This window comes from Chitiniphilus eburneus (assembly GCF_005048205.1).
GTDB classification, from domain to species: domain Bacteria; phylum Pseudomonadota; class Gammaproteobacteria; order Burkholderiales; family Chitinibacteraceae; genus Chitiniphilus; species Chitiniphilus eburneus.
Map to the genome: position 1 here is coordinate 37,121 of NZ_SUMF01000004.1, position 19,327 is coordinate 56,447.

At 65.6% G+C, this 19,327-nt stretch carries 24 protein-coding genes; 17 read left to right on the plus strand and 7 right to left on the minus strand.

Features of this window, described 5'->3' with window-relative positions; all coding sequences use genetic code 11:
• Positions 1 to 2: 2 nt before the first annotated feature.
• A complete protein-coding gene (locus FAZ21_RS06260; RefSeq protein WP_136772427.1) occupies positions 3 to 425 on the minus strand; it encodes an FxsA family protein in 423 nt (140 codons plus the stop codon).
• On the opposite strand from FAZ21_RS06260, the gene cutA reads away from it, so the two are divergent.
• The 4 genes from cutA to FAZ21_RS06280 are packed head-to-tail and all read left to right on the plus strand — an operon-like array spanning position 424 to position 3,700.
• Positions 424 to 753, plus strand: a complete 330-nt coding sequence (cutA, locus tag FAZ21_RS06265) for a divalent-cation tolerance protein CutA (protein ID WP_136772428.1) — start codon at positions 424 to 426, stop codon at positions 751 to 753. The genes FAZ21_RS06260 and cutA overlap by 2 nt on opposite strands.
• A gap of 39 nt (positions 754 to 792) precedes the next feature.
• Positions 793 to 2,334, plus strand: coding sequence for a protein-disulfide reductase DsbD (gene dsbD, locus FAZ21_RS06270; RefSeq protein ID WP_136772429.1), 1,542 nt, complete (start codon positions 793 to 795; stop codon positions 2,332 to 2,334).
• Positions 2,331 to 2,834: a TlpA family protein disulfide reductase gene (locus tag FAZ21_RS06275; RefSeq protein WP_136772430.1), complete on the plus strand. Its 504-nt coding sequence runs from the start codon at positions 2,331 to 2,333 to the stop codon at positions 2,832 to 2,834. The genes dsbD and FAZ21_RS06275 overlap by 4 nt, the downstream gene beginning before the upstream one ends.
• A complete protein-coding gene (locus FAZ21_RS06280) occupies positions 2,831 to 3,700 on the plus strand; it encodes an ATP-binding protein (RefSeq protein WP_136772431.1) in 870 nt (289 codons plus the stop codon). The genes FAZ21_RS06275 and FAZ21_RS06280 overlap by 4 nt, the downstream gene beginning before the upstream one ends.
• 116 nt (positions 3,701 to 3,816) lie before the next feature.
• Here FAZ21_RS06280 and FAZ21_RS06285 read toward each other — a convergent pair whose 3' ends face one another.
• Positions 3,817 to 4,278, minus strand: coding sequence for a hypothetical protein (locus tag FAZ21_RS06285; RefSeq protein WP_136772432.1), 462 nt, complete (start codon positions 4,276 to 4,278; stop codon positions 3,817 to 3,819).
• Between the two features lie 91 nt (positions 4,279 to 4,369).
• Here FAZ21_RS06285 and FAZ21_RS06290 point away from each other — a divergent pair, with 91 nt between their 5' ends.
• The 6 genes from FAZ21_RS06290 to FAZ21_RS06315 all read left to right on the plus strand — a co-directional run bounded on the left by FAZ21_RS06290 (position 4,370) and on the right by FAZ21_RS06315 (position 8,398).
• Positions 4,370 to 5,329, plus strand: coding sequence for a Nudix family hydrolase (locus FAZ21_RS06290; protein ID WP_136772433.1), 960 nt, complete (start codon positions 4,370 to 4,372; stop codon positions 5,327 to 5,329).
• Positions 5,326 to 5,760 carry a hypothetical protein gene (locus FAZ21_RS06295; protein ID WP_136772434.1) on the plus strand — a complete coding sequence of 145 codons (435 nt, stop codon included), beginning with the start codon at positions 5,326 to 5,328 and terminating at the stop codon, positions 5,758 to 5,760. The genes FAZ21_RS06290 and FAZ21_RS06295 overlap by 4 nt, the downstream gene beginning before the upstream one ends.
• A 34-nt stretch (positions 5,761 to 5,794) precedes the next feature.
• Positions 5,795 to 6,280: a glutaredoxin family protein gene (locus FAZ21_RS06300; RefSeq protein WP_136772435.1), complete on the plus strand. Its 486-nt coding sequence runs from the start codon at positions 5,795 to 5,797 to the stop codon at positions 6,278 to 6,280.
• 74 nt (positions 6,281 to 6,354) lie between these two features.
• Positions 6,355 to 7,125: an exodeoxyribonuclease III gene (xth, locus tag FAZ21_RS06305; RefSeq protein ID WP_136772436.1), complete on the plus strand. Its 771-nt coding sequence runs from the start codon at positions 6,355 to 6,357 to the stop codon at positions 7,123 to 7,125.
• Positions 7,126 to 7,207: 82 nt separating this feature from the next.
• Positions 7,208 to 7,882, plus strand: a complete 675-nt coding sequence (locus FAZ21_RS06310; protein WP_136772437.1) for a Crp/Fnr family transcriptional regulator — start codon at positions 7,208 to 7,210, stop codon at positions 7,880 to 7,882.
• A gap of 9 nt (positions 7,883 to 7,891) precedes the next feature.
• Positions 7,892 to 8,398, plus strand: a complete 507-nt coding sequence (locus FAZ21_RS06315) for a ClbS/DfsB family four-helix bundle protein (protein WP_136772438.1) — start codon at positions 7,892 to 7,894, stop codon at positions 8,396 to 8,398.
• A 46-nt stretch (positions 8,399 to 8,444) separates the two neighbouring features.
• On the opposite strand, the gene FAZ21_RS06320 is transcribed toward FAZ21_RS06315, so the two are convergent.
• Together FAZ21_RS06320 and FAZ21_RS06325 are read right to left on the minus strand one after the other, a co-directional pair.
• Complete coding sequence (locus FAZ21_RS06320) at positions 8,445 to 8,657, minus strand: hypothetical protein (protein WP_136772439.1); 213 nt, start codon at positions 8,655 to 8,657, stop codon at positions 8,445 to 8,447.
• Positions 8,654 to 9,277: a lytic transglycosylase domain-containing protein gene (locus FAZ21_RS06325; RefSeq protein ID WP_246038512.1), complete on the minus strand. Its 624-nt coding sequence runs from the start codon at positions 9,275 to 9,277 to the stop codon at positions 8,654 to 8,656. Before FAZ21_RS06325 ends, FAZ21_RS06320 begins: the two co-directional genes overlap by 4 nt.
• 51 nt (positions 9,278 to 9,328) lie before the next feature.
• Between FAZ21_RS06325 and FAZ21_RS06330 the strand changes: the two genes are divergently transcribed.
• Positions 9,329 to 9,784: a hypothetical protein gene (locus FAZ21_RS06330; protein WP_136772441.1), complete on the plus strand. Its 456-nt coding sequence runs from the start codon at positions 9,329 to 9,331 to the stop codon at positions 9,782 to 9,784.
• A gap of 54 nt (positions 9,785 to 9,838) precedes the next feature.
• Here the strand turns inward: FAZ21_RS06330 and FAZ21_RS06335 are convergent, their stop codons facing one another.
• From FAZ21_RS06335 to FAZ21_RS20195, 3 genes are all read right to left on the minus strand, one after another.
• Positions 9,839 to 11,554: a proline--tRNA ligase gene (locus FAZ21_RS06335; protein WP_136772442.1), complete on the minus strand. Its 1,716-nt coding sequence runs from the start codon at positions 11,552 to 11,554 to the stop codon at positions 9,839 to 9,841.
• Positions 11,555 to 11,656: 102 nt separating this feature from the next.
• A complete protein-coding gene (locus tag FAZ21_RS06340; protein WP_136772443.1) occupies positions 11,657 to 12,364 on the minus strand; it encodes an N-acetylmuramoyl-L-alanine amidase in 708 nt (235 codons plus the stop codon).
• A complete protein-coding gene (locus FAZ21_RS20195) occupies positions 12,339 to 12,713 on the minus strand; it encodes a hypothetical protein (protein ID WP_169307282.1) in 375 nt (124 codons plus the stop codon). The genes FAZ21_RS06340 and FAZ21_RS20195 overlap by 26 nt, the downstream gene beginning before the upstream one ends.
• Before the next feature lie 357 nt (positions 12,714 to 13,070).
• Between FAZ21_RS20195 and FAZ21_RS20200 the strand changes: the two genes are divergently transcribed.
• The 6 genes from FAZ21_RS20200 (at position 13,071) to gpmA (ending at position 19,327) form a co-directional block, all read left to right on the plus strand.
• Positions 13,071 to 14,132: an imelysin family protein gene (locus FAZ21_RS20200; protein ID WP_169307283.1), complete on the plus strand. Its 1,062-nt coding sequence runs from the start codon at positions 13,071 to 13,073 to the stop codon at positions 14,130 to 14,132.
• 134 nt (positions 14,133 to 14,266) lie between these two features.
• Positions 14,267 to 15,250 carry a PhnD/SsuA/transferrin family substrate-binding protein gene (locus tag FAZ21_RS06350; protein WP_136772445.1) on the plus strand — a complete coding sequence of 328 codons (984 nt, stop codon included), beginning with the start codon at positions 14,267 to 14,269 and terminating at the stop codon, positions 15,248 to 15,250.
• Positions 15,251 to 15,475: 225 nt separating this feature from the next.
• Positions 15,476 to 16,807, plus strand: a complete 1,332-nt coding sequence (locus FAZ21_RS06355; protein WP_136772446.1) for a sodium-dependent transporter — start codon at positions 15,476 to 15,478, stop codon at positions 16,805 to 16,807.
• A gap of 146 nt (positions 16,808 to 16,953) precedes the next feature.
• Entirely contained in the window at positions 16,954 to 17,643 is a 690-nt protein-coding gene (gene tsaA, locus FAZ21_RS06360) for a tRNA (N6-threonylcarbamoyladenosine(37)-N6)-methyltransferase TrmO (protein ID WP_136772447.1), read from the plus strand.
• The gene (locus tag FAZ21_RS06365; protein ID WP_136772448.1) at positions 17,640 to 18,560 is read left to right on the plus strand and encodes a patatin-like phospholipase family protein; all 921 of its coding nucleotides are present in this window, start codon (positions 17,640 to 17,642) and stop codon (positions 18,558 to 18,560) included. Before tsaA ends, FAZ21_RS06365 begins: the two co-directional genes overlap by 4 nt.
• 74 nt (positions 18,561 to 18,634) lie before the next feature.
• Positions 18,635 to 19,327, plus strand: a complete 693-nt coding sequence (gpmA, locus tag FAZ21_RS06370; RefSeq protein WP_136772449.1) for a 2,3-diphosphoglycerate-dependent phosphoglycerate mutase — start codon at positions 18,635 to 18,637, stop codon at positions 19,325 to 19,327.

Here is a 19,327-nt window from a genome sequence, read left to right on the forward strand (position 1 = left end):
CATCAGCCCTTGTGTTCTTCCCGGCCCGTTTCGTGGCGCAGCGAACCACCGTGGTCGATGCGGCGGTATTCGCCGTCGATCACGTCCTTGGGCAGGTCCGGCGTAGCCGGGCGCTTGCCCCAGGGCAACAGCAGCACCAGCGCCACGGCATCGCCAATCAACCCCGGCAACAACAGCAACAACGCGGCAACATAGTAGCGCGCCACCCAGAACAGGCTGCCCATGGTCAGGCGGCCGCTGCGCAGGTCCGAGACCAGCGACCATGCCACTGCAACACGGTGATGCCGCAGCATCAGGCCACCGGCAACGGCGCTCAGGACGATCCAGGCCAGCAGCCAGCCGGTGCCGATGGCTTTGGCGGCCAGGATCATGACGACGATTTCCGCTGCCGGATAAGCCAGCAGGACAAGCAAGAGGTAAGGCATGGATGATTCCCGAGAAATTCTGGCGGTACTGTGCAACTGCCCGGATGCCGGCTGCGCCGAAACCCTGGCGCGCGGGCTGGTGGAGGAAGGCCTTGCGGCGTGCGTGAACCAGTTGGCGCCGGTACAGTCAGTCTACCGCTGGCAGGGAAGAACCGAAATCGCTGCGGAAGTTCCACTGCTGATCAAAACCACCCGCGCGCGGTATCCGGCATTGCAGGCATGGCTCGAGGCGCGGCATCCTTATGACTTGCCCGAGATCATCGCCCTGCCCGTGGTCGCCGGCCTGCCGGCCTACCTGCGCTGGGTGGGCGACGCCACGAGCGGCTGACCGACGCCGCATCGCAACCGAACCACAGGCCCGACTCCCTTGATCCGCCGTTTTCTTTTTGCCCTGCTGGCCCTATTGCTCACCGCTGGCGCAAGCGCGAGCGAAGAATTGCTGCCGCCCGACCAGGCATTCCGCGCGGCGCTGACGCGGCCTTCCGACACCACGCTGGAACTACGCTTCCAGATCGCGCCGGGCTACTACCTGTATCGCGATCGGATCAGCGTGACGGCGGAACCGGCGCAGACCTTGAAGGTGAGGCTGCCCGACGGAGATATCAAGGACGACCCCAGCTTTGGCCGCGTGGCGGTGTTCCACCGCGACGTGGCGATGACCCTGGAAGCACCCGCTGCCCTGCCCGCCAACGTGCGACTCAAGGTGAAGTTCCAGGGCTGCGCCGATGCAGGCATCTGCTATCCGCCGCAGACGGCCGTGCTGGCGCCCGGCGAATCCTCCGGCAACGTGGACGCAGTGGGCGCGCTGTTCGGCAGCAGCCGGGGCGCCTCGTCCGCCACGGACGAGAGCGGCTTTTTTCGTGGCGGACTCTGGCTGACACTCGCCCTCTTCTATGCCGCTGGCATAGGATTGGCGCTGACCGCCTGTATGTACCCGCTGCTACCCATCGTATCGAGCATCGTCGTCGGCAACGGCAGCAACCATGGCTCGCGTGGCAGGGGGCTGATGCTGACCGCCGTCTACGTCCAGGGCATGGCACTGACCTACACCCTGGCCGGCATCGCCGCCGCCGCCACCGGCACGCTGCTGACGGTGGCGCTGCAACAGCCCTGGGTGATCGCCGCCACCGCCATGTTGTTCGTTGCCATGGCACTGGCCATGTTCGGAGCCTTCCAGTTCCAGTTTCCCAGCCAGGTCCAGACCGTGTTCAACCAGTTGGCACACCGGTTGCCGGGCGGGCGTGGCGGCTCGGTGTTCGCGATGGGCGCACTGTCGGCCTTGATCGTCGGCCCCTGCGTGGCGCCGCCGCTGGTCGCGGCCCTGGCCTATCTCGGCCGGACCGGCGACACCTGGCTGGGCGGCGCGTCGCTGTATGCGCTGGCGCTGGGCATCGGTACACCGCTGATGATCGTCGGCGCCTTCGGCGCCACCATGCTGCCACGCCTGTCGTTGCGGGTGATGCGCGCGGTGAAGATGCTGTTCGGCGTGGTGCTGCTCGGCACGGCGGTCTGGATGGCGCGGCCATTGTGGCTGCACTATCTGCCGCAAGGCGATGTTCCCGCGTTCCGCAACGTCGCCAGCGTGGCCGAGCTGGATCGGGCGCTGGCCGATGCGCGCGGCAAGCCGGTAATGCTCGACATGTACGCCGACTGGTGCACCAGTTGCGTCGAATTCGAGCGCCAGACCCTGACCGACGCCGGCGTGCGCCGCCGATTGCAGTCCTACGTGCTGCTGCGCGCCGACCTCACCGGCAATAGCCCGGACGATGCCGCCCTGCTGCGCCATTTCGGCCTGTACGGCCCGCCTGCGCTGCTATTCTACGACCGCGACGGCCGCCTGCTGCCACGCCGCGTGGTCGGCTTTCAGGACGCCACCGCTTTCTCCGCCACCCTGGATTCCCTGCCATGACGCTTCTGCCCCGCCTGCTTGCCACCACGCTGGTCGCCGCCCTTTCCCTGCCAGTGGCCCAGGCCGCCGAATCGCCGTTGTTCAAGACGCCGCTCCATACGCTGGACGGCAAGCGCGCCACGCTGGCGCAGTGGCGCGGCAAGCCGCTAGTGGTCAATTTCTGGGCCACCTGGTGTTCGCCGTGCCGTGAAGAAATCCCCGAATTCGTTGCCTTGCAAAAAAAATACGCTGACCGCGTCCAGTTTGTCGGCATCGCTATCGACGATGCCGCCGCCGTACGCGCCTTCATCAAGCAATACAAGGTGAACTACCCGAGCCTGATCGGCGAGGGCAATGCGATGAAGGCGATGCAAGTCGAAGGCAACACGGTGGGCGGCCTGCCGTTCACCGCGTTGTACGACGCGCAGGGCAACAAGGTGGCTGTAGAGCTGGGCCGACTCAAGGGCGCCAAGCTCGAAAGCCTGCTTCAACCTCTGTTGCAGAAGCCTAAAAAACCATGATCCCAAACGAACGTCTGCTTGCCTTTCTCGATCGCGTCGAAGCTTTGCTCGATCGCGCCGATCCCCTGCTCCCTGCCGCCGTCAACGACACCGACTGGTCGGCGCAAGCCTTCCGCTGGCGCGTGCGCAACGGCCGCGGCCAACTGGAGGCGGTGCGCCATCCGCACGCCATTGCGCTGGACCAACTGGTGAACGTATCGCTTCAACGCGAACGGCTGGTCGCCAACACCCGCCAGTTCGTCGAAGGACGACTGGCCAACAACGTGCTGCTCACCGGCGCGCGCGGTTGCGGCAAAAGCTCGCTGGTGAAGGCGGTGTGGAACGAATTCCGCGACCGCGAGCTGCGCCTGATCGAAGTGGAAAAAACCCATCTGCACGACCTTGCCGACATCGTCGAACAGGTGGGTGCGCGCCCGGAACGCTTCATCGTGTTCTGCGACGATCTGTCGTTCGAGGAAGGCGACCACGGCTATCAGGCGCTGAAGACCGCGCTGGATGGTTCCATCGCCGCCACCAGCGCCAACGTGCTGATCTATGCCACGTCCAACCGGCGCCATCTGGTGCCCGAGTACTTCAGCGAGAACGCACAGACGCGCCATGAAGGCGGCGAAATCCATTTCGCCGAAGCCATCGAGGAAAAAGTGGCGCTGTCCGAGCGTTTCGGTCTGTGGCTGTCGTTCTACGGCTTTTCGCAGGACGAATACCTCGCAGCAGTCCGCAACTGGCTGGGCGAATTCGGCGTCGCCGAATGGGACGCCGAGGCGGAACGGGCCGCGCTGCAATGGGCGCAGGGCCGGGGCGCGCGCAGCGGGCGCATCGCGTGGCAATTCGCGCGCGACTGGGCCGGCGGCGGTAACGCGCGCTGAAATCGCCACCGCGCCCCGCCTGGGGCGCCGGTTCATCCGCAGCCGTGGGCACCACGGCTGCGGTGGCGCCTGGCACGGGCGACGCGCGATTCAGCCGCGCGTCGTCCTCCCTGCGCTCAGAAACCGGCTTTCCAACGGGAACCGGATTGCGTCAGATCCAGCGGCCCGTACCGTCGCGTCAGCGAGGCCGGCGGCACGCCGCCCGGCCGCGCCAGCAGCAGCAGCTCCTGCAAGGTGATCTCGGTCAGCACGCGCGGCGGCGCATTGAGCAGCCAGGCCACCAGCAGCTCGTTGGGCATATCGTCCAGCGCGTTGAGGCGATCGGGAAGAAAGAACGTGGGATGCCCGGCACTCAGCAACCCCTCCGCCATCTCGCCCAGGCCGCGCGCGGGCGTAGCGCGCAAAAGGTAGTTGTGCGCGTCCTGTACAATCACGGCCGTCACCGCCAGCCCATGGATCGCACGGGTGGAAACGGCAAGGATGCAGCACAGCGTCTGCGGTTCCGTGGCCAGGGTGATGATCTGTCGCCTCAGACGGTCGTCCTGGGTCGACTGGATCTCAACGATCAAACGCTTCATGAGCGAATTCCTTACATCAGCCATCAATCAGAATTCAATCATTGAATGATATTCCCGACACCACTCCAAACCAAAGGTTTTCAGTAACCGCATGTCCGATCACAAAATCGTCGAAGTGGCAGCAGGCATACTCATCGACCGTGAGGGTCGCTTCCTGCTCGGCAGCCGGCCCGCAGGCAAGCCCTACGCCGGTTACTGGGAGTTTCCCGGTGGCAAGCTGGAAGCCGGGGAAACCGCCCACCAGGCGCTGGCCCGCGAGCTGGTCGAAGAACTGGGCGTGACGATCACGGCGGCAACGCCATGGATCGTACAAACCTTTACTTATCCCCACGCCACCGTCCGGCTGCATTTCTTTCGCGTGACCGGCTGGCTGGGCGATCCGCATCCGCACGAAGGCCAGCAATTCGCCTGGCAGCGTGTCGGCGCCCTGAATGTCTCGCCCATCCTGCCCGCCAACGGCCCGATCCTGCGTGGCCTGGCGTTGCCCGATACGCTGGCGATCTCCGCCGCCCACCGGCTCGGCCGCGAAAACTGGCTGCACCGGCTGGACCATGCACTGGCGCATGACCTGTCGATGCTGGTCCTGCGCGAGCCGCAGTTGGACCTGGAACACTACGGCGCACTGGCCGCCGAGACCGTCAGCCGCGCCCGCCGGCACGGTTGCCGGGTGCTGCTGCACGGCGCGCTGGAGCAGGTGGGGCCGCTGGTTGCGGCGACAGGCGCCAATGGCCTGCACCTGTCAGCCCGCGAAGCTGCTGCATTGCGGCACCGGCCCCATGGTTTCGACTGGCTGGGCGTATCCACCCACAACGCCACCGAACTGACGGTTGCGCAGCGGATCGGCGCCGATTACGCCCTGCTCGGCCACGTGGCGCCAACCGCCTCTCACCCGGACCAGCCACCGCTGGGCTGGGAAGGATTCGCGGCCACGGTGGATCATGGCTGGCCGCTGCCGGTGTACGCGCTGGGCGGGCTGGATGCGCACGATGTTGCACAGGCGAAGGCCAGCGGTGGACACGGCGTGGCGATGCTGTCGGCGGTCTGGGCATGAAGCTCGCCGCCATCGGCCGGGTAGCTGCGCTACTGGCCGTCACCGTATTCGCCGCGCAATACCTGGGCTGGATCGACCTCTCGCCGCGCGCCGGCCCGACGCCCCCGGTCAGCGTGAGTTGTCCCGCACTGGAGCAGGGTTGTGCGTTCACGCTGGACACCGTGCATTACCGGCTGGAAAGCGATCAGCCGCTGGCAACCAACCGTATCTTTCGGCTGAGTTTGCACGGCCCCGCGCAGACGGTGGAGGCAGAATGGCGCATGGCGGAGATGGACATGGGGCCGAATCGCAGGCCAATGCAGCCGTACGGCGATTCGCAGTGGCAATTGCAGACCGCCCTGCCATTTTGTTCGGCAGCCCGGCGGGACTGGCAACTGATCCTGTTGATCGACGACAGAAGAATCGTCATCGAAACCCGCTCGACTGGCTGACCGTTCCGGCACAATAAGTAATAATCCCTAGATCATGAACCGACCGGCAATCCTCCTCATCCTCGCAATCGTTGCCTCCGCACCCGCGCTGGCCGCCAAGGTCTACCAATGGCGCGACGCCGATGGCAATGTGTTCTACAGCGACCGCCCCCCGCCGGGCAATATCGCGCGCGAACGCACCATCAAGCCCAACGTGATCGGATCGAGCGCCGCAGCCAGGCCGCAGCCGACCAGGACCGCCGCAGCCAAGGCCGTGATCTACGTGTTCCCGCAATGCGTACCATGCGACGAAGCACGCGCCTTCCTCGACGCCAACAAGGTGCCGTACGAAGTGGTGTCCACCGATGAGGGTGGTGCACGCGTCGAAGACATGGTGAATCGGGCTGGTGTCGAGAATCTGGCGCCACCGGTACTGGAACTGGATGGGCAGTTCTTCAAGGGCTGGCAGCGCGATACCTGGAGCAACGCATTGAAGCTGGCAGGGTATCCACTGGACGCGGCACCCGCCGCGCCGCGCTGAGGCGGGGTGCACGAATACCGAGGGCGCGTCGATTGCGGCGCGCCTTTTTCTTAACGATTGTGCGAGGGGTTTCAATGCAATTCGCCACCTGGAACGTCAACAGCCTCAAGGTTCGCCTGCCACAAGTGCTGGACTGGCTGGCCACGCACCCCGGGATGACCGCGCTGGCCATCCAGGAAACCAAGCTGGAAGACCACAATTTCCCGCGCGCGGCCTTCGAGGACGCCGGTTATCACGTAGTGTTCGCCGGGCAGAAGACCTACAACGGCGTCGCCATCGTCGCCCGTGCGCCGCTTGAAGAAGTCACCATCAATATCCCCGGCTACGTCGATGAGCAGAAGCGCGTGATCGCGGCGACGGTCAATGGCGTGCGCTTCATCTGCGCCTACATGCCCAATGGCCAGGCGCTGGATTCCGACAAGTACCCGTACAAGCTGTCATGGCTGAAGGCGCTGACCACCTGGCTGACCGAGGAACTGATCGCCCACCCGCGCCTGATCCTGGCCGGCGACTACAACATCGCCCCCGAGGACCGTGACGTACACGACCCGAAGAAATGGGTGGGCCAGGTGCTGGTGTCGCCCGCCGAGCGCGAGGCGTTCGCCGATCTGTTGTCGCTGGGCTTCGTCGATGCCTTCCGCGCCTTCGAGCAGGCGGAAAAATCGTTCACCTGGTGGGACTACCGCCTGTTTGGCTTCAAGCGCAACGCCGGCCTGCGCATCGATCACCTGCTGATCTCGCCCGCGCTGGCACCCGCGCTGACCGGATGCGCCATCGACGTGGAGCCACGCCGCCATGAGCGGCCGTCCGACCACACGCCCATCTGGGCCGGCTTCGCCGAATGACACCCCTGGCATACGCCACCCACGGCAAGGAGCGTAGAATTCGCTCGCGCCCGCAACCATCCAGAGCCCTGAAGGACACCCCATGAACAAGGCCCGCCTGCTGTCCGGCAGCACATTGTTTTGCGAACTCAGCGAACAGGAACTCGAAGAACTTGCCCTGCATGCCGAGTTGCGCGAGACGCGTGCCAAGCAGACCGTGGTCCAGCAGGGCACGGCCGGCGACGAGATGTATGCCGTGCTGCGCGGCCGGCTGAAAGTATCGCGCCATACCGAGGATGGCCGCGAGGCCACGCTGTGCATCCTGGAAGCGGGCGAAGTATTCGGCGAGATCGCGATGCTCGACGGCGGCGTACGCAGCGCCAGCGTCGAAGCGCTGGAGTCGTGTGAACTGCTGGTGCTGCACCGCGACGCGGTGATGGGCTATCTGGAATCGCACCCCAAGGTGATGCGCCAGCTGATTGCCGCCCTCTGCGAGCGCCTGCGCGCGGCGGACAATCTGCTGCAGGACATCCTGTTCCTCAACCTGCCCGAGCGCCTGGGCAAGATGCTGCGCCAGCTTGGCGACGCCCATGGTTCCACCGAGGCCGACGGCAGTATCCTGATCGACCTGAAACTGACGCAGCAGGAACTGGCCAACCTGGTCGGCGCCAGCCGCGAATCGGTAAACAAGCAACTAAACGCCTGGGTGGAACAGGGCTGGGTCGCGCTGGAACACGGCTATATCCGGCTGCGTCAGGTGGATAGCCTGCCGGGCTGACTCCGCCGCATGCCCATCCCACGCACCCGCGCCGAACTGCGCGATGCCATGACCGATGGCCATCGGCGGCTGAATGCGGAACTGGATCGGGTGGAACACGCCGGGCTGAGCACCCTGTCCTGCGTCGATGACTGGACGATCCACGACACGCTGGCAGTGCGCACCGGCTGGGCGGAGATGACGCTGGCCTGGATCGAGGCCGGTCTGCGTGGCGAAAACCCGGCGACACCGGCACCGGGCTATTCCTGGCAACAAACACCGCAACTGAACCGGGCCATCGTCGACCGCGCGGCAAGTTGCCCGTGGCACACGCTGCGGCTGCGCCTGGACGCTGCCATGGCAGCGTTGCTCCGCCTCGTGGAGACCCTGCCCGATGCCCAGCTACTGGAACCCCATCAATTCGCCTGGACCCGCAACTGGGCCGTGCTGCGCTGGATCGCCGTCAACACCGCCACCCAGCACGTCAGCCTGCGCACCATGATCCGGCACGCGCTCAAGAACGCGGGCGAACGATGAACAATAAGCAGGGATTTTGCGGCAGGTCGCGAACGCGCGGTGCGGCTCAGAAATCGACGAAGAACGGCAAGCCCAGCAGCACCGCTCCTAGGCCCAGGCTCCAGGCCGCGCCCGAGACCACATAAGGCAACACCATCAACCCGATACCGCTGAGCAGCGATACGAGATGGCGCTGGCGCCGGCCGAACCAGAAATAGGCCATGCCCAGCGCATTGAGCATCAGCCCGACGAACAGGCTGCCCGGCGTGGGCAAGGTCACCGCTGCGCCACCTGCTGGGTAGCGGCCTTGGCATCCCAAGCGTAGCGGTTCTTCCACGCGCCATACACCAGGTTGGGATACTCGGCCCGCCCCAGGCTGCCGTTGTAGCGCCCCAGCGCGCGGAACACGTCGCCGTTCTCGATATCCAGGTAATGCCGCAGGATGGTGCAGCCGTAGCGCAGGTTGGTATGGATATCGAACAGGCTTTGCCCGGGCGAGCCGATCAATCGTTGCCAGAACGGCATCACCTGCATCAGCCCGCGCGCACCCACCGGGCTGAGCGCATAGCGGTTGAAGCCACTTTCCACGTGAATCAGCCCCAGTACCATCTGCGGATCGAGACCCGCTCGGGTGGCTTCGTAGTGGGCCGCCACCAGAATCTTGCGACGCATGAATTCGTCGGGAATCCGCTTTGCCAGGCGCTCGGACATCTCGGCCAGCCATGCCTCGCCTTCCCTGGGGTCGGCAAATACCAGCCGGGGCTGTGCGCCATCGGCAATGGAGCGCTGCATGGTCGATTGCACGGAGCTGGACAATGCCTCTTCGCGCTGCGCGCCGGCGTGCGCGGCCAGTGCCGTACAGGCGAGCACCATTGAAAGGAAGAGCCGTTGTGCTTTCATAACCATGCCACGATAATGACGGTTTCTCTTACAGAAAGCGCGTCGTTTCCTATGAAAAAAGTCTTGCTCGGTCTGTTCATGGCCATGTCGGCCCTCGCCGCGTTCGCCGATACGCCACTGGTGGAACAGCCGCCGATCGAATTCGATCCGATTCCGGCCGAAGCCGTCGCCAAGCTCATTCCCGCCGCCGTTGCCGGCCGGGGCTGGATTACCCGCCAGACCGCGCCGGGCCATATCGAGGCCAAGATCGACCGTACCAAATTCTGGGTTGCGGTGGATATCGCGTATACCGACCGCAACGTCACGATCACCTATGCCGGCAGCGAGAACTTCAACTACCGCGAAGCCATGGGGGGGCAGCCCACCATGATCCACAACAAATACATCAACTGGACCCGCAACATGGCTGCGGATATCCGCAGGGCCATCCTGACCTACCAGGCATCGGCACTGCCCGCACCGGTTGCAACACCGGCCCCCGTCACCACCAAGGCACTCGACGAGTAGAACACACCGGCGCCAGTGGCACAGGCGGCCAGGGCATGGCCGCCCTTTTTACATTCAGCCAGCCAGCACATCCTGGCAGTGGCGAACCACGTCGGCCAGCGGCACCTTGCTGACCGCGCCCGACGCGCGTACCGCATATTCAACTACACCTTCGGCCAAACCCTTGTCACCGATCGTCAGCCGGTGGGGAATGCCGATCAGTTCCATGTCGGCGAACATCGAGCCCGGACGCTCGTTGCGGTCGTCCAGCAGCACGTCCACGCCAGCGGCCCCCAGTTCAGCGTAGAGCTTGTCGGCCGCTTCGCGCACCGCATCCGAACGGTGGTACCCGACCGCCACCAACGCCAGCGCAAACGGCGCCAGCGCCTGCGGGAACACAATGCCACGCTCGTCGAAATTCTGCTCGATCGCCGCGCCGACGATGCGCGAGACGCCAATCCCGTAGCAACCCATCTCGAACGGCTTCTGCGCGCCATCCACATCGGTGAAGGTGGCGCTCATCGCCTCGGAATACTTGGTGCGCAACTGGAACACGTGGCCGACCTCGATGCCTCGGCACAGCGACAGCGTGCCCTTGCCGTCGGGGCTGGGGTCGCCCTCGACCACATTGCGCACATCGGCCACGGTTTCCGGCTCGGCGAGATCGCGTCCCCAGTTCACCCCGGCGATGTGGTACTTGGGCTTGTTGGCGCCACAGACGAAATCGCTCATTGCCGCCACCGTGCGATCGGCGATCACGCGGGTGCCATCCGGCGCGCCGACCGGGCCAAGGAAGCCAGGCGGGCAATTGAAGGCCGCGCGGATTTCCTCTTCGGAGGCAAAGCGGAATTCGCCGATACCGGCCACCTTGCTCAGCTTCACTTCATTCAGGCTATGGTCGCCGCGCAACAGCACGATCACCAGCTTGCCGCCGGCATCGATCACGGCGATGAGCTTGACCGTGCGTTGCAACGGAATCCCCATCAGCTCGGCCACCTGTTCGCACGTGGTCTGCCGGGGCGTTTCCACATCGCGCATGGCTTCGGCCGGCTGGGCACGCGGCGCGGTGGGCGCCAGCGCTTCGGCCAGTTCCACGTTGGCGGCGTAATCGGAATCGGGGCAATAGGCCAGCAGGTCTTCGCCGGCATCGGCCAGCACGTGGAATTCATGGCTGCCCGAGCCGCCGATGGCGCCGGTATCGGCCGCCACCGCGCGGAACTTCAGGCCCAGGCGCGCGAATACATTGCTGTAGGCGCGGTACATCTTGTCGTAGCTGGCTTGCAGGCCTTCGAACGTGGCATCGAAGGAATAGGCGTCCTTCATCACGAACTCGCGCGCGCGCATCACGCCGAAACGGGGACGGATCTCGTCGCGGAACTTCACCTGCACCTGGTAGAAGTTCACCGGCAACTGCTTGTAGGAACGCAGCTCCAGCCGCGCGATGTCGGTGACCACTTCCTCGTGTGTCGGCCCGAAGCAGAAATCGCGCTGATGGCGATCCTTGATCTTCAGCATCTGCGGCCCGAACAGCTCCCAGCGGCCGGTCTCCTGCCACAGTTCGGCCGGCTGGATGGTGGGCATCAGCAGTTCCTGCGCACCGGCGCGGTTCATCTCGTCGCGCACCACCGCCTCTACCTTGCGCAACACACGCATGCCCAGTGGCATCCAGGTATAGAGGCCGGAACCCAGGCGCTTGATCAGGCCCGCGCGCAGCATCAGCTTGTGCGAAACCAGCTCGGCTTCGGAGGGCGCTTCCTTGAGGGTGGAAAGATAGAGTTGGGAGGTACGCATGGCGGTGTCGGGAGCCGTGTAAGAGGTTCGGTGAAAGCGTGGAATCTTATCACCAAACCCCCGTGCAGCCCGCGCCCCGCATCCGCCCGGGTGGGCAGCCGATCACTCGCGCGGGCGGGCCGCCAGGCAATCGCCCATCGCCGCCGTCACCGCGCCCGCCATCCTGGCGCGCGTGGCCGGGCGTCGCAGGCTCACCGCGTCGTCGCGATTGAGGATGACGCCGGCCTCGAATAGCACCGCCGGCATGCTGGCATGGCGCAACACAGCGAAGTCCGCCTCGTAGACACCGAGCGCGCGGTCGAACCGCGGCCGTCCCTCCCCCGCGATCTCGGCGCTGTGGTGCAAGGTACGCTGAAAGCCACGCTGGCGTAGCTGGCGCGAAATCGCCTGGGCACAGGCCGCGCTGGCGGCAAAGGCCGGATTCTGCCGCGAGACGAACAGCGAATAGCCCGAAAAATCGGTATACCAGCGCTGCACGCCATCCACGGTCCACGGATGCAGAAAACGTTGCTGCGCCGAATCGTGATGGATCGAGACAAACAGGTCGGCGTGCGCAACGGCGGCCATTTCGGGCCGCGAGCGCAGGCCGGCTTCCTCGCCGTCGGCGCCGACCAGCAGCACCAGGTGGCCTGCACCGCGCAACTGGCGCGCCACTTCCAGCGCCAGCGACCGGTTGTAGAAGAACTCCGGTTCGCCATAGGCACTGGTGGCGCCCGGCGCGCCCAGCGAATGCCCGACATCGACCGCGATGGTCGCTGCGTGCAGCGGCAACGCCAGGACGAGGCTAGCGCTCGCTATCCGGCGTCGCATCGGCTTCGGCTGCCGCAGCGGCGGCGTTGGCTTTTTCCAGCTCTACGCGCTTGGCGGAGATCTTGGGCCGCAGCACGTTCATCATCACCACATCGCGTACCCACATCAGCAGGAACAGCCACGCCAGCAGCACCACGGCATAGGGCAACGTGTTGTTGCGCAGCCCCGGCGACAGATGCTCGATCAACGGATTCAGGCCGAATTGCACGGTACCGATCACCACCGCCAGCAGAACCAATGTGGAAACGGCGCGTTCCTTGATGAAGGTGCCGCGCAGCAGCACGCGTTGCTCCCAGCGGGACAGGCCCTTGAGTTCGGGCACATCGTCGGCACGGTAGTAGAAAGTCATGATGGGTTCTCTTCTGGATGGAACGTATCGCGGGCATTGCCGCGAGGAAAAAGGTCGAACCGGGCTTCGCACGGGCGAAGACGGGATCGGGGGGCTCGACGGTCGCCGGCTTGCCATTCGTGTGCAGCGCCACGCAGGCGCTCGGCCGCGAGCGGAGTTTCTTTTGCGCGGCCTCAAAAAGCAAGCCCGGATCGTGCCATCGGGGGCGACCACCGGCACGCAGAGGCCGACCGTTCGTCTGTCCCGGACGCGAGGGATGCTCTACCATTGCCCGACTCGCGCCCACAGAGCGCCAGGCGGTCGGCATGGTCCCGGCAATTCGCCGATAGGCCGGCCGCCCCAACAAGGAGGATAGAAATGACCCGTTCCCTGCCGGCGGCACTCGCCCTGCTGCTTTGCGCCGCCCTGGCGCACGCCAACGATACCGTCCCCGCGCCGACGGCCGCCGCTGCGCCGGCCACGCCGCGCCTGTCGCCGCCGCAACTGGCGATCAGCCTGGTGGAGACGGTCTACCTGCCAGCGCAGGTTTCGCTGCTGGAACATACCGGCCGGCTCACTGGTCGTCTTTCCGCCCTGTGCGAAGCGCCCAATCCCACCACGCTGGCTGCCGCGCGCGAGGCCTGGATCGCCGCCGATCAGGCGTGGCGCCGGATCGACGCTGTACGCATGGGCCCCAGCCGCGTCGATGCACTGGTCAGCCAGTTCGACCCGTGGCCTTTCGACGTGAAGACCGTGGCCAAGATCGCGCGCGATACGCCGACGGACCCGACCAGCATGCAGGCGCTGGCAGCATCGCGCGAACTGAAGCAGGGCCTGCCGGCGCTGGAGTACATCCTGTTTGGCGACACCACGCCGCAACAGGCGCCGCTGGCCGCCAAGAAAATCGACACCGCATGCCGCTATGGCCTGTGGATATCAGCCGGGCTGGCGCGCCGTGCCCAGGAACTGGTCTACGAATGGCAGGGCCTGCGCCGTGGCCTGAACTACGATCCGTCCTATCCGCGCCCCTTCCTGTCCGAATCGCTGACCCGCGTGGTCGCGGGGGTTCGTGAGCTGGCGGGCTGGAAGCTGGCACAGCAGACCGCGACACCCGTGCGTAGCGATTTCCCCGACTGGCGCGCCGGCGTGAGCAAGCGCAGCCTGGAATCCGGCCTGGAAACAGTGGAACGGGTGCTGCTGGGCGCCGGCGGCGGTGCCGGCTTCGACGACTTCCTGGCCACCCGTGGCAAGGATGCGGTCATCGACGACCTGAAGTTGCGTCTGGCCAATGCCCGCATCGCCGTGAGCGGCCTGCCGGACGATCTGAGCAGCGCCGATGGCGAACGCCGCTATGCGCAGAAGCGCTTGAATGAACTGGCCGATTTCGTGAGCGGCCCGCTGGTCGAGGCACTGGGCATCCCGCTGTCCGCCGCCGAATGACCGGCCGGGCGAATCGGCCTGCCACCACGGGGTGCGGGTCGATTCGCCAGCGGGGCGCGTAATCCGTTGCAGGCGCACGTGGCGACGACAAGTCATGCCACTGTCACACGGCCGGCCTAAGCTGCCGGCTTTTCGTGACTTACACCCCTGCCATGCCTCGCATTGCATTCACCGCTTTCCTGCTGTTTTCCATGTTGTCCGCGCACGCCGAAATCGTGCTTGGCCTGGTCGCCAACCGTGGTGTCGAGGAAACGCGCCTGGACTGGCAACCGATCGCCGACGACCTGGGGCAGGCGCTGAACCAGCCGGTGCGCGTCGTCGCCACCAAGGATGAGGCGGAACTGCTGGCCAGCTTCCAGCGTGGCGAGATCGACGTGCTGCGCGGCAGTAGCAAGCTGGCGCTGTCCGCCGTGGAAGGCGGCAAGGGCGACATCTTCGCTCGGCTGGCACTGACCGGGCGGCTTACCGAATACCGCTCGCTGCTGCTGGTGCGCCGCGACGGCCCGCCGTCGTTGGACGCCCTGCTCAGCCAGCGCCAGCAATGGCGCTACGCCAGCGGCAATCCGGGCTCCACCGCCGGCTACCTGATCCCGCAATACCATGCCTTCGTGCGCAACAATGTATTGCCCGAGCGCTTTTTCCGCTCGGTCACCGTCGGCAACGCCGAAGACAATTTCCGCGCGCTGGTCGATCGTCGCGTGGACGTGGCGGTCAGCAACAGCGACGACCTGCCCAAGCTGGCCGAAAAGTACCCCCGCGACTACCAGCAACTGCGTGTGTTGTGGCAATCGCCGCCATTCTCCTACGACCCACTGGTGATCCGGCGCGACCTGTCCGCGGCCACCCGTTCACGCATTGTGGCGTTCTTCCTCGACTATGGCCGCACCGGGCCGCAGGCTACGCGCGCCAAGGAAAAGCTGTACTGGGCCGACCAGCTCGACGGCTTCCTCCCGGCGACCAACCGGCAATTGCGCGAAGTGACCGACCTGCAACTCTACGACGCGCTGTTCCGCCTGGCGCTGATGCCCGAGCTGGACGCCAGCCAGCGCCAGACGCGCGAGAAAGTGCTGTACCGCCGCTACGACCAGTTGACCGCCCTGCTCGGCGGCGCGCGCTGATTTTCCGTTCGCGGTCACGGCCGCGACCACCGATCACGGACTGCTGACCAGAGCATCCTTGTTATGCAGGCCCCAGGGCCTGCTTTTTTTTCGCCCCTCGTCCCACGCCTCATGCCTTGGTGCGCGTCAATTTCACGCCATTCATGCCGCTGGGGGTTTCTCCAATTGGCATGTGCGTGCCACGCTGGACAATCCACAGGTCCAACAAAAACAGGGTATCCGCTCATGGCCGAAGACAATGCACGCGCCAACTGGGGCTCCAAGCTCGGCTTCATCCTGGCTGCGGCCGGATCGGCGGTTGGGCTGGGTGCGATCTGGAAGTTTCCCTACGTGGCGGGCAAGAACGGCGGCGGCGCCTTCCTGATCGCCTATCTGGTCTGCGTGTTCACACTGGGCATTGCGCTGCTGCTGGCGGAAATGGTGATCGGCCGTACCGCCAACCGCTCCGCCACCACCGCCTACCGCGACCTCAAGGGGGCGCTGTGGCCCTGGGCCGGGCGGCTGTCGGTGCTGTGCGTGTTCATCATCCTCAGCTACTACTGCGTGGTGGGCGGCTGGACCGTGGCATACATCTGGCGCTCGATCACCGGCGAGGCCATCACCAGCGAAACCGCCGCACTGGCCACCGCCTTCGAGACCTTCATCGCCAGCCCCACGCAGGCACTGAGCTATACCGCGATCTTCCTCGGCATCACCGTGGCGGTGGTGTTCGCCGGCGTGCAGCAAGGCATCGAACGCATGAGCAAGGTGCTGATGCCGGCGCTGTTCTTCCTGATGCTGCTATTGATTGGCCGCGCCCTGACGCTGCCGGGCGCCATCGAAGGCGTGCGCTATTTCATCACGCCCGACTGGTCCAAGCTGACCAGTGCCATGCTGGTCGATGCGCTGGGGCTGGCGTTCTTCTCGCTGTCGATCGGCGGCGGCATCATCATCGCCTACGGTTCTTACGTCTCGCGCGATACCAAGCTGGTCGGCGCCACATTGTGGGTATCCACACTGGCGACGCTGGCCTGCGTGCTGGCCGGGTTGATGGTGCTGCCGGCCGTGTTCGCCTTCCATGTCGATCCCGCCGCCGGCCCTGGCCTGACCTTCATCACCATGCCGGCGATCTTCGCCCAGATGCCGGCCGGACAATGGTTCGCGGTGGCGTTCTTCGTGCTGCTGCTGTTCGCCGCGCTGACCTCATCGATCTCGATCCTGGAACCCATCGTGTCGTTCCTGATCGACGAGTTCCGCATGAAGCGCCATCCGGCGACATTGCTGGTAGCGATCACCAGTTTCATCCTTGGCATTCCCGCGGCGCTGTCCTTCGGGCCGATGTCGCACCTGACGCTGTTCGGCAAGAGCCCGTTCGACCTGATGGATTACGTGGCCTCCAACATCATGATGCCGGCGGGCGGCCTGCTGGCCGCGCTGTTCGTTGGCTGGGCGATCTGGCCGCGTGTGCGCGACGAACTCGCCGCCGAAGGCGCCGGCCCCATCCTGCCGGCCTTTCGCTTCATCTGCGCCATCGTCGCGCCGATCCTGATCGGGGTGATCTGGTATCACAATTTGTAAGTGGAAAACCGGGAAGGGGGAAAGGCAAAACCCGCAGTGCCACGGGTGCCGTTGCCTTTTACTTGCCCCTTCCCTCTTCCCTCTTCCCGTTTTCCTGCCAACTCCTGCCTATTCCAAACCCCGTCCCGCCACGGCACAATCGGCCGGTGTCCTACCGTCTCGATCCCCTCGGCCATCTCGCCACGCCGTTCCCCGATAAATTCGGCATTCCGCGTCAGCCTCGGCTGGCGCCGCATGCGCGGGGGGTGTTGCGTCTGTTGCCACCCTATGACCGCCCGGAAGCGGTGCGGGGGCTGGCGGCGTTTTCGCATGTCTGGCTGAGTTTCATCTTCCACCAGAGCGCCGACACCTGGCATCCCACCGTGCGGCCGCCACGCCTGGGCGGTAACACGCGGGTGGGCGTGTTCGCCAGCCGCAGTCCGTTCCGCCCGAACGGATTGGGGCTGTCGCTGGTCGAACTCGTCGATGTCGATACCCGCGACGGTGTGGTGCTCACCTTCGCGGGTGTGGATCTGGTGGACGGCACGCCCATTGTCGATATCAAGCCCTATGTTCCCTTCGTCGAAAGCGTGCCGGACGCGCGCGGCGGCTTTGTCGATGGCACGCCGCCGACGCTGGACGTCTCGTTTTCGTCCGAAGCGCTGGCACGGCTGACGGCGCTGGCCGACTCGTATCCCCACCTGGGCGCGTTGATCGCCGAGGTGCTGGCACAGGACCCACGCCCGGCCTATGCCGACGACCCCGCCCGCGTCTACGGCGTGCGGCTGTATACCTTCGATATCAAGTGGCGCTGCGACGATACGCACGCCCATGTTCTTGCCCTGGATGACGCATGACCTTTTCGCTACCCCGCCTCGCCCCGCTGTTCGCCGCCCTGCTGCTGGCGGCCTGCACCACGCCCAGCGAGGTGCCCCCGGTGCAACCGACGCCCACGCCACCACCGCCCAAGGCATTGCCGCATGTGAAGATCGGCCTGGCGCTGGGCGGCGGCGCGGCCAAGGGCTTCGCCCATATCGGCGTGATCAAGATGCTGGAAGCCAACGGCATCAAGCCGGAGTACGTGGCCGGCACCAGCGCGGGCAGCGTGGTCGGGGCGCTGTACGCCAGTGGCATGGATGCATTCGCCTTGCAGGAAGAATCGTTCGGCCTGGACGAGGCCAGCATCCGTGACGTCAGCCTGCTCTCCGGCGGCCTGGTACGCGGGCAGAAACTCCAGGACTACGTAAACCAGTTGGTGAAGAAACGCCCGCTGGAAAAACTGGGCAAGCCGTTCGCCGCCGTCGCCACCGAACTGGAAACCGGCAAGCGCACCGTCTTCTCGCGCGGTAACACCGGCATGGCGGTACGCGCATCGTCCAGCATTCCGGGCGTGTTCGAGCCGGTACTGATCAATGGCAAGCGCTATGTGGACGGCGGCGTGGTCAGCCCGGTGCCGGCGGACGCCGCGCGCCAGATGGGCGCCGATTTCGTCATCGCCGTGGATATCTCGTCCAAGGCCAGCGGCACCGCGCCGACCAACATGCTGGGCATCGTCAACCAGGCGATCATGATCATGGGCCAGAAGCTGGGCGAGCAGGAGCTGGCGCGCGCCGACGTGGTGATCCGTCCCCGCGTGGGCAAGATCGGCCCGACCGACTTCGACCAGCGCAATGTCGCGATCCTGGAAGGCGAAAAGGCCGCGCTGGCCATGCTGCCGCTGATCAGACAGAAGATCGTCGACAAGCAGAACGCGATGGTGGCCGCCGGCCGCTGAGCGCCGCATCGATGGGAGGCGGCCAAGCGCCGCGCCGTATCCTACGCTGTAACGTCCAACCCAAGGAGCCTGCCATGTACCAGCTCGTCCTGATCCGCCACGGCCAATCGGCGTGGAATCTCGAAAACCGCTTCACCGGCTGGGTGGACGTGGATCTGACCGAACAAGGCGTCGAAGAGGCCAAGCGCGCCGGGCAACTGCTGCGCGACGCGGGGTATCGCTTCGACATTGCCTACACCTCGGTGCTCAAGCGCGCCATCCGCACGCTGTGGCTGGCGCTGGATGAGATGGATCAGATGTGGATTCCGGTGATCAACTCCTGGCGGCTGAACGAGCGCCACTATGGCGCGCTGGCCGGGCTGGACAAGGCCGAGACCGCCGCGCTGCACGGCGCGGATCAAGTGCTGCTGTGGCGGCGCAGCTACGATGTCCGCCCGCCGGCAATGGAACCGGACGATCCCCGCGCCTCGTACGACGACCCACGCTACGCCGGCGTGCCGCGGGCCGAAATCCCGCTGACCGAATGCCTGGAGGACACCGTGGCGCGTGCACTGCCGTTCTGGCACAGCGATATCGCCCCGGCGATCAAGGCGGGCAAGCGGGTGGTGATTTCCGCGCACAACAACTCGCTGCGCGCGCTGGTCAAGTACCTGGACGACGTGTCGAACGACGCCATCGTCAAGTTCGAACTCCCCAATGGCCTGCCACTGGTGTACGAACTGGACGAGAACCTCAAGCCGATCCGCCATTACTACCTGGGCGAGTAG

Excerpts from the sequence above, each read along its gene's own strand:
- FAZ21_RS06280 (WP_136772431.1), top strand. The coding sequence starts at position 2,831 with ATGATCCCAAACGAACGTCTGCTTGCCTTTCTCGATCGCGTCGAAGCT.
- FAZ21_RS06315 (WP_136772438.1), top strand. The coding sequence starts at position 7,892 with ATGCCCATCCCACGCACCCGCGCCGAACTGCGCGATGCCATGACCGAT.
- FAZ21_RS06330 (WP_136772441.1), top strand. The coding sequence starts at position 9,329 with ATGAAAAAAGTCTTGCTCGGTCTGTTCATGGCCATGTCGGCCCTCGCC.
- FAZ21_RS06340 (WP_136772443.1), bottom strand. The coding sequence starts at position 12,364 with ATGCGACGCCGGATAGCGAGCGCTAGCCTCGTCCTGGCGTTGCCGCTG.
- xth (WP_136772436.1), top strand. The coding sequence starts at position 6,355 with ATGCAATTCGCCACCTGGAACGTCAACAGCCTCAAGGTTCGCCTGCCA.
- FAZ21_RS06295 (WP_136772434.1), top strand. The coding sequence starts at position 5,326 with ATGAAGCTCGCCGCCATCGGCCGGGTAGCTGCGCTACTGGCCGTCACC.
- FAZ21_RS06260 (WP_136772427.1), bottom strand. The coding sequence starts at position 425 with ATGCCTTACCTCTTGCTTGTCCTGCTGGCTTATCCGGCAGCGGAAATC.
- FAZ21_RS20195 (WP_169307282.1), bottom strand. The coding sequence starts at position 12,713 with ATGACTTTCTACTACCGTGCCGACGATGTGCCCGAACTCAAGGGCCTG.
- FAZ21_RS06365 (WP_136772448.1), top strand. The coding sequence starts at position 17,640 with ATGACCTTTTCGCTACCCCGCCTCGCCCCGCTGTTCGCCGCCCTGCTG.
- FAZ21_RS06275 (WP_136772430.1), top strand. The coding sequence starts at position 2,331 with ATGACGCTTCTGCCCCGCCTGCTTGCCACCACGCTGGTCGCCGCCCTT.
- FAZ21_RS06335 (WP_136772442.1), bottom strand. The coding sequence starts at position 11,554 with ATGCGTACCTCCCAACTCTATCTTTCCACCCTCAAGGAAGCGCCCTCC.
- FAZ21_RS20200 (WP_169307283.1), top strand. The coding sequence starts at position 13,071 with ATGACCCGTTCCCTGCCGGCGGCACTCGCCCTGCTGCTTTGCGCCGCC.
- cutA (WP_136772428.1), top strand. The coding sequence starts at position 424 with ATGGATGATTCCCGAGAAATTCTGGCGGTACTGTGCAACTGCCCGGAT.
- FAZ21_RS06285 (WP_136772432.1), bottom strand. The coding sequence starts at position 4,278 with ATGAAGCGTTTGATCGTTGAGATCCAGTCGACCCAGGACGACCGTCTG.
- FAZ21_RS06325 (WP_246038512.1), bottom strand. The coding sequence starts at position 9,277 with ATGAAAGCACAACGGCTCTTCCTTTCAATGGTGCTCGCCTGTACGGCA.
- FAZ21_RS06300 (WP_136772435.1), top strand. The coding sequence starts at position 5,795 with ATGAACCGACCGGCAATCCTCCTCATCCTCGCAATCGTTGCCTCCGCA.
- FAZ21_RS06310 (WP_136772437.1), top strand. The coding sequence starts at position 7,208 with ATGAACAAGGCCCGCCTGCTGTCCGGCAGCACATTGTTTTGCGAACTC.
- FAZ21_RS06290 (WP_136772433.1), top strand. The coding sequence starts at position 4,370 with ATGTCCGATCACAAAATCGTCGAAGTGGCAGCAGGCATACTCATCGAC.
- FAZ21_RS06355 (WP_136772446.1), top strand. The coding sequence starts at position 15,476 with ATGGCCGAAGACAATGCACGCGCCAACTGGGGCTCCAAGCTCGGCTTC.
- gpmA (WP_136772449.1), top strand. The coding sequence starts at position 18,635 with ATGTACCAGCTCGTCCTGATCCGCCACGGCCAATCGGCGTGGAATCTC.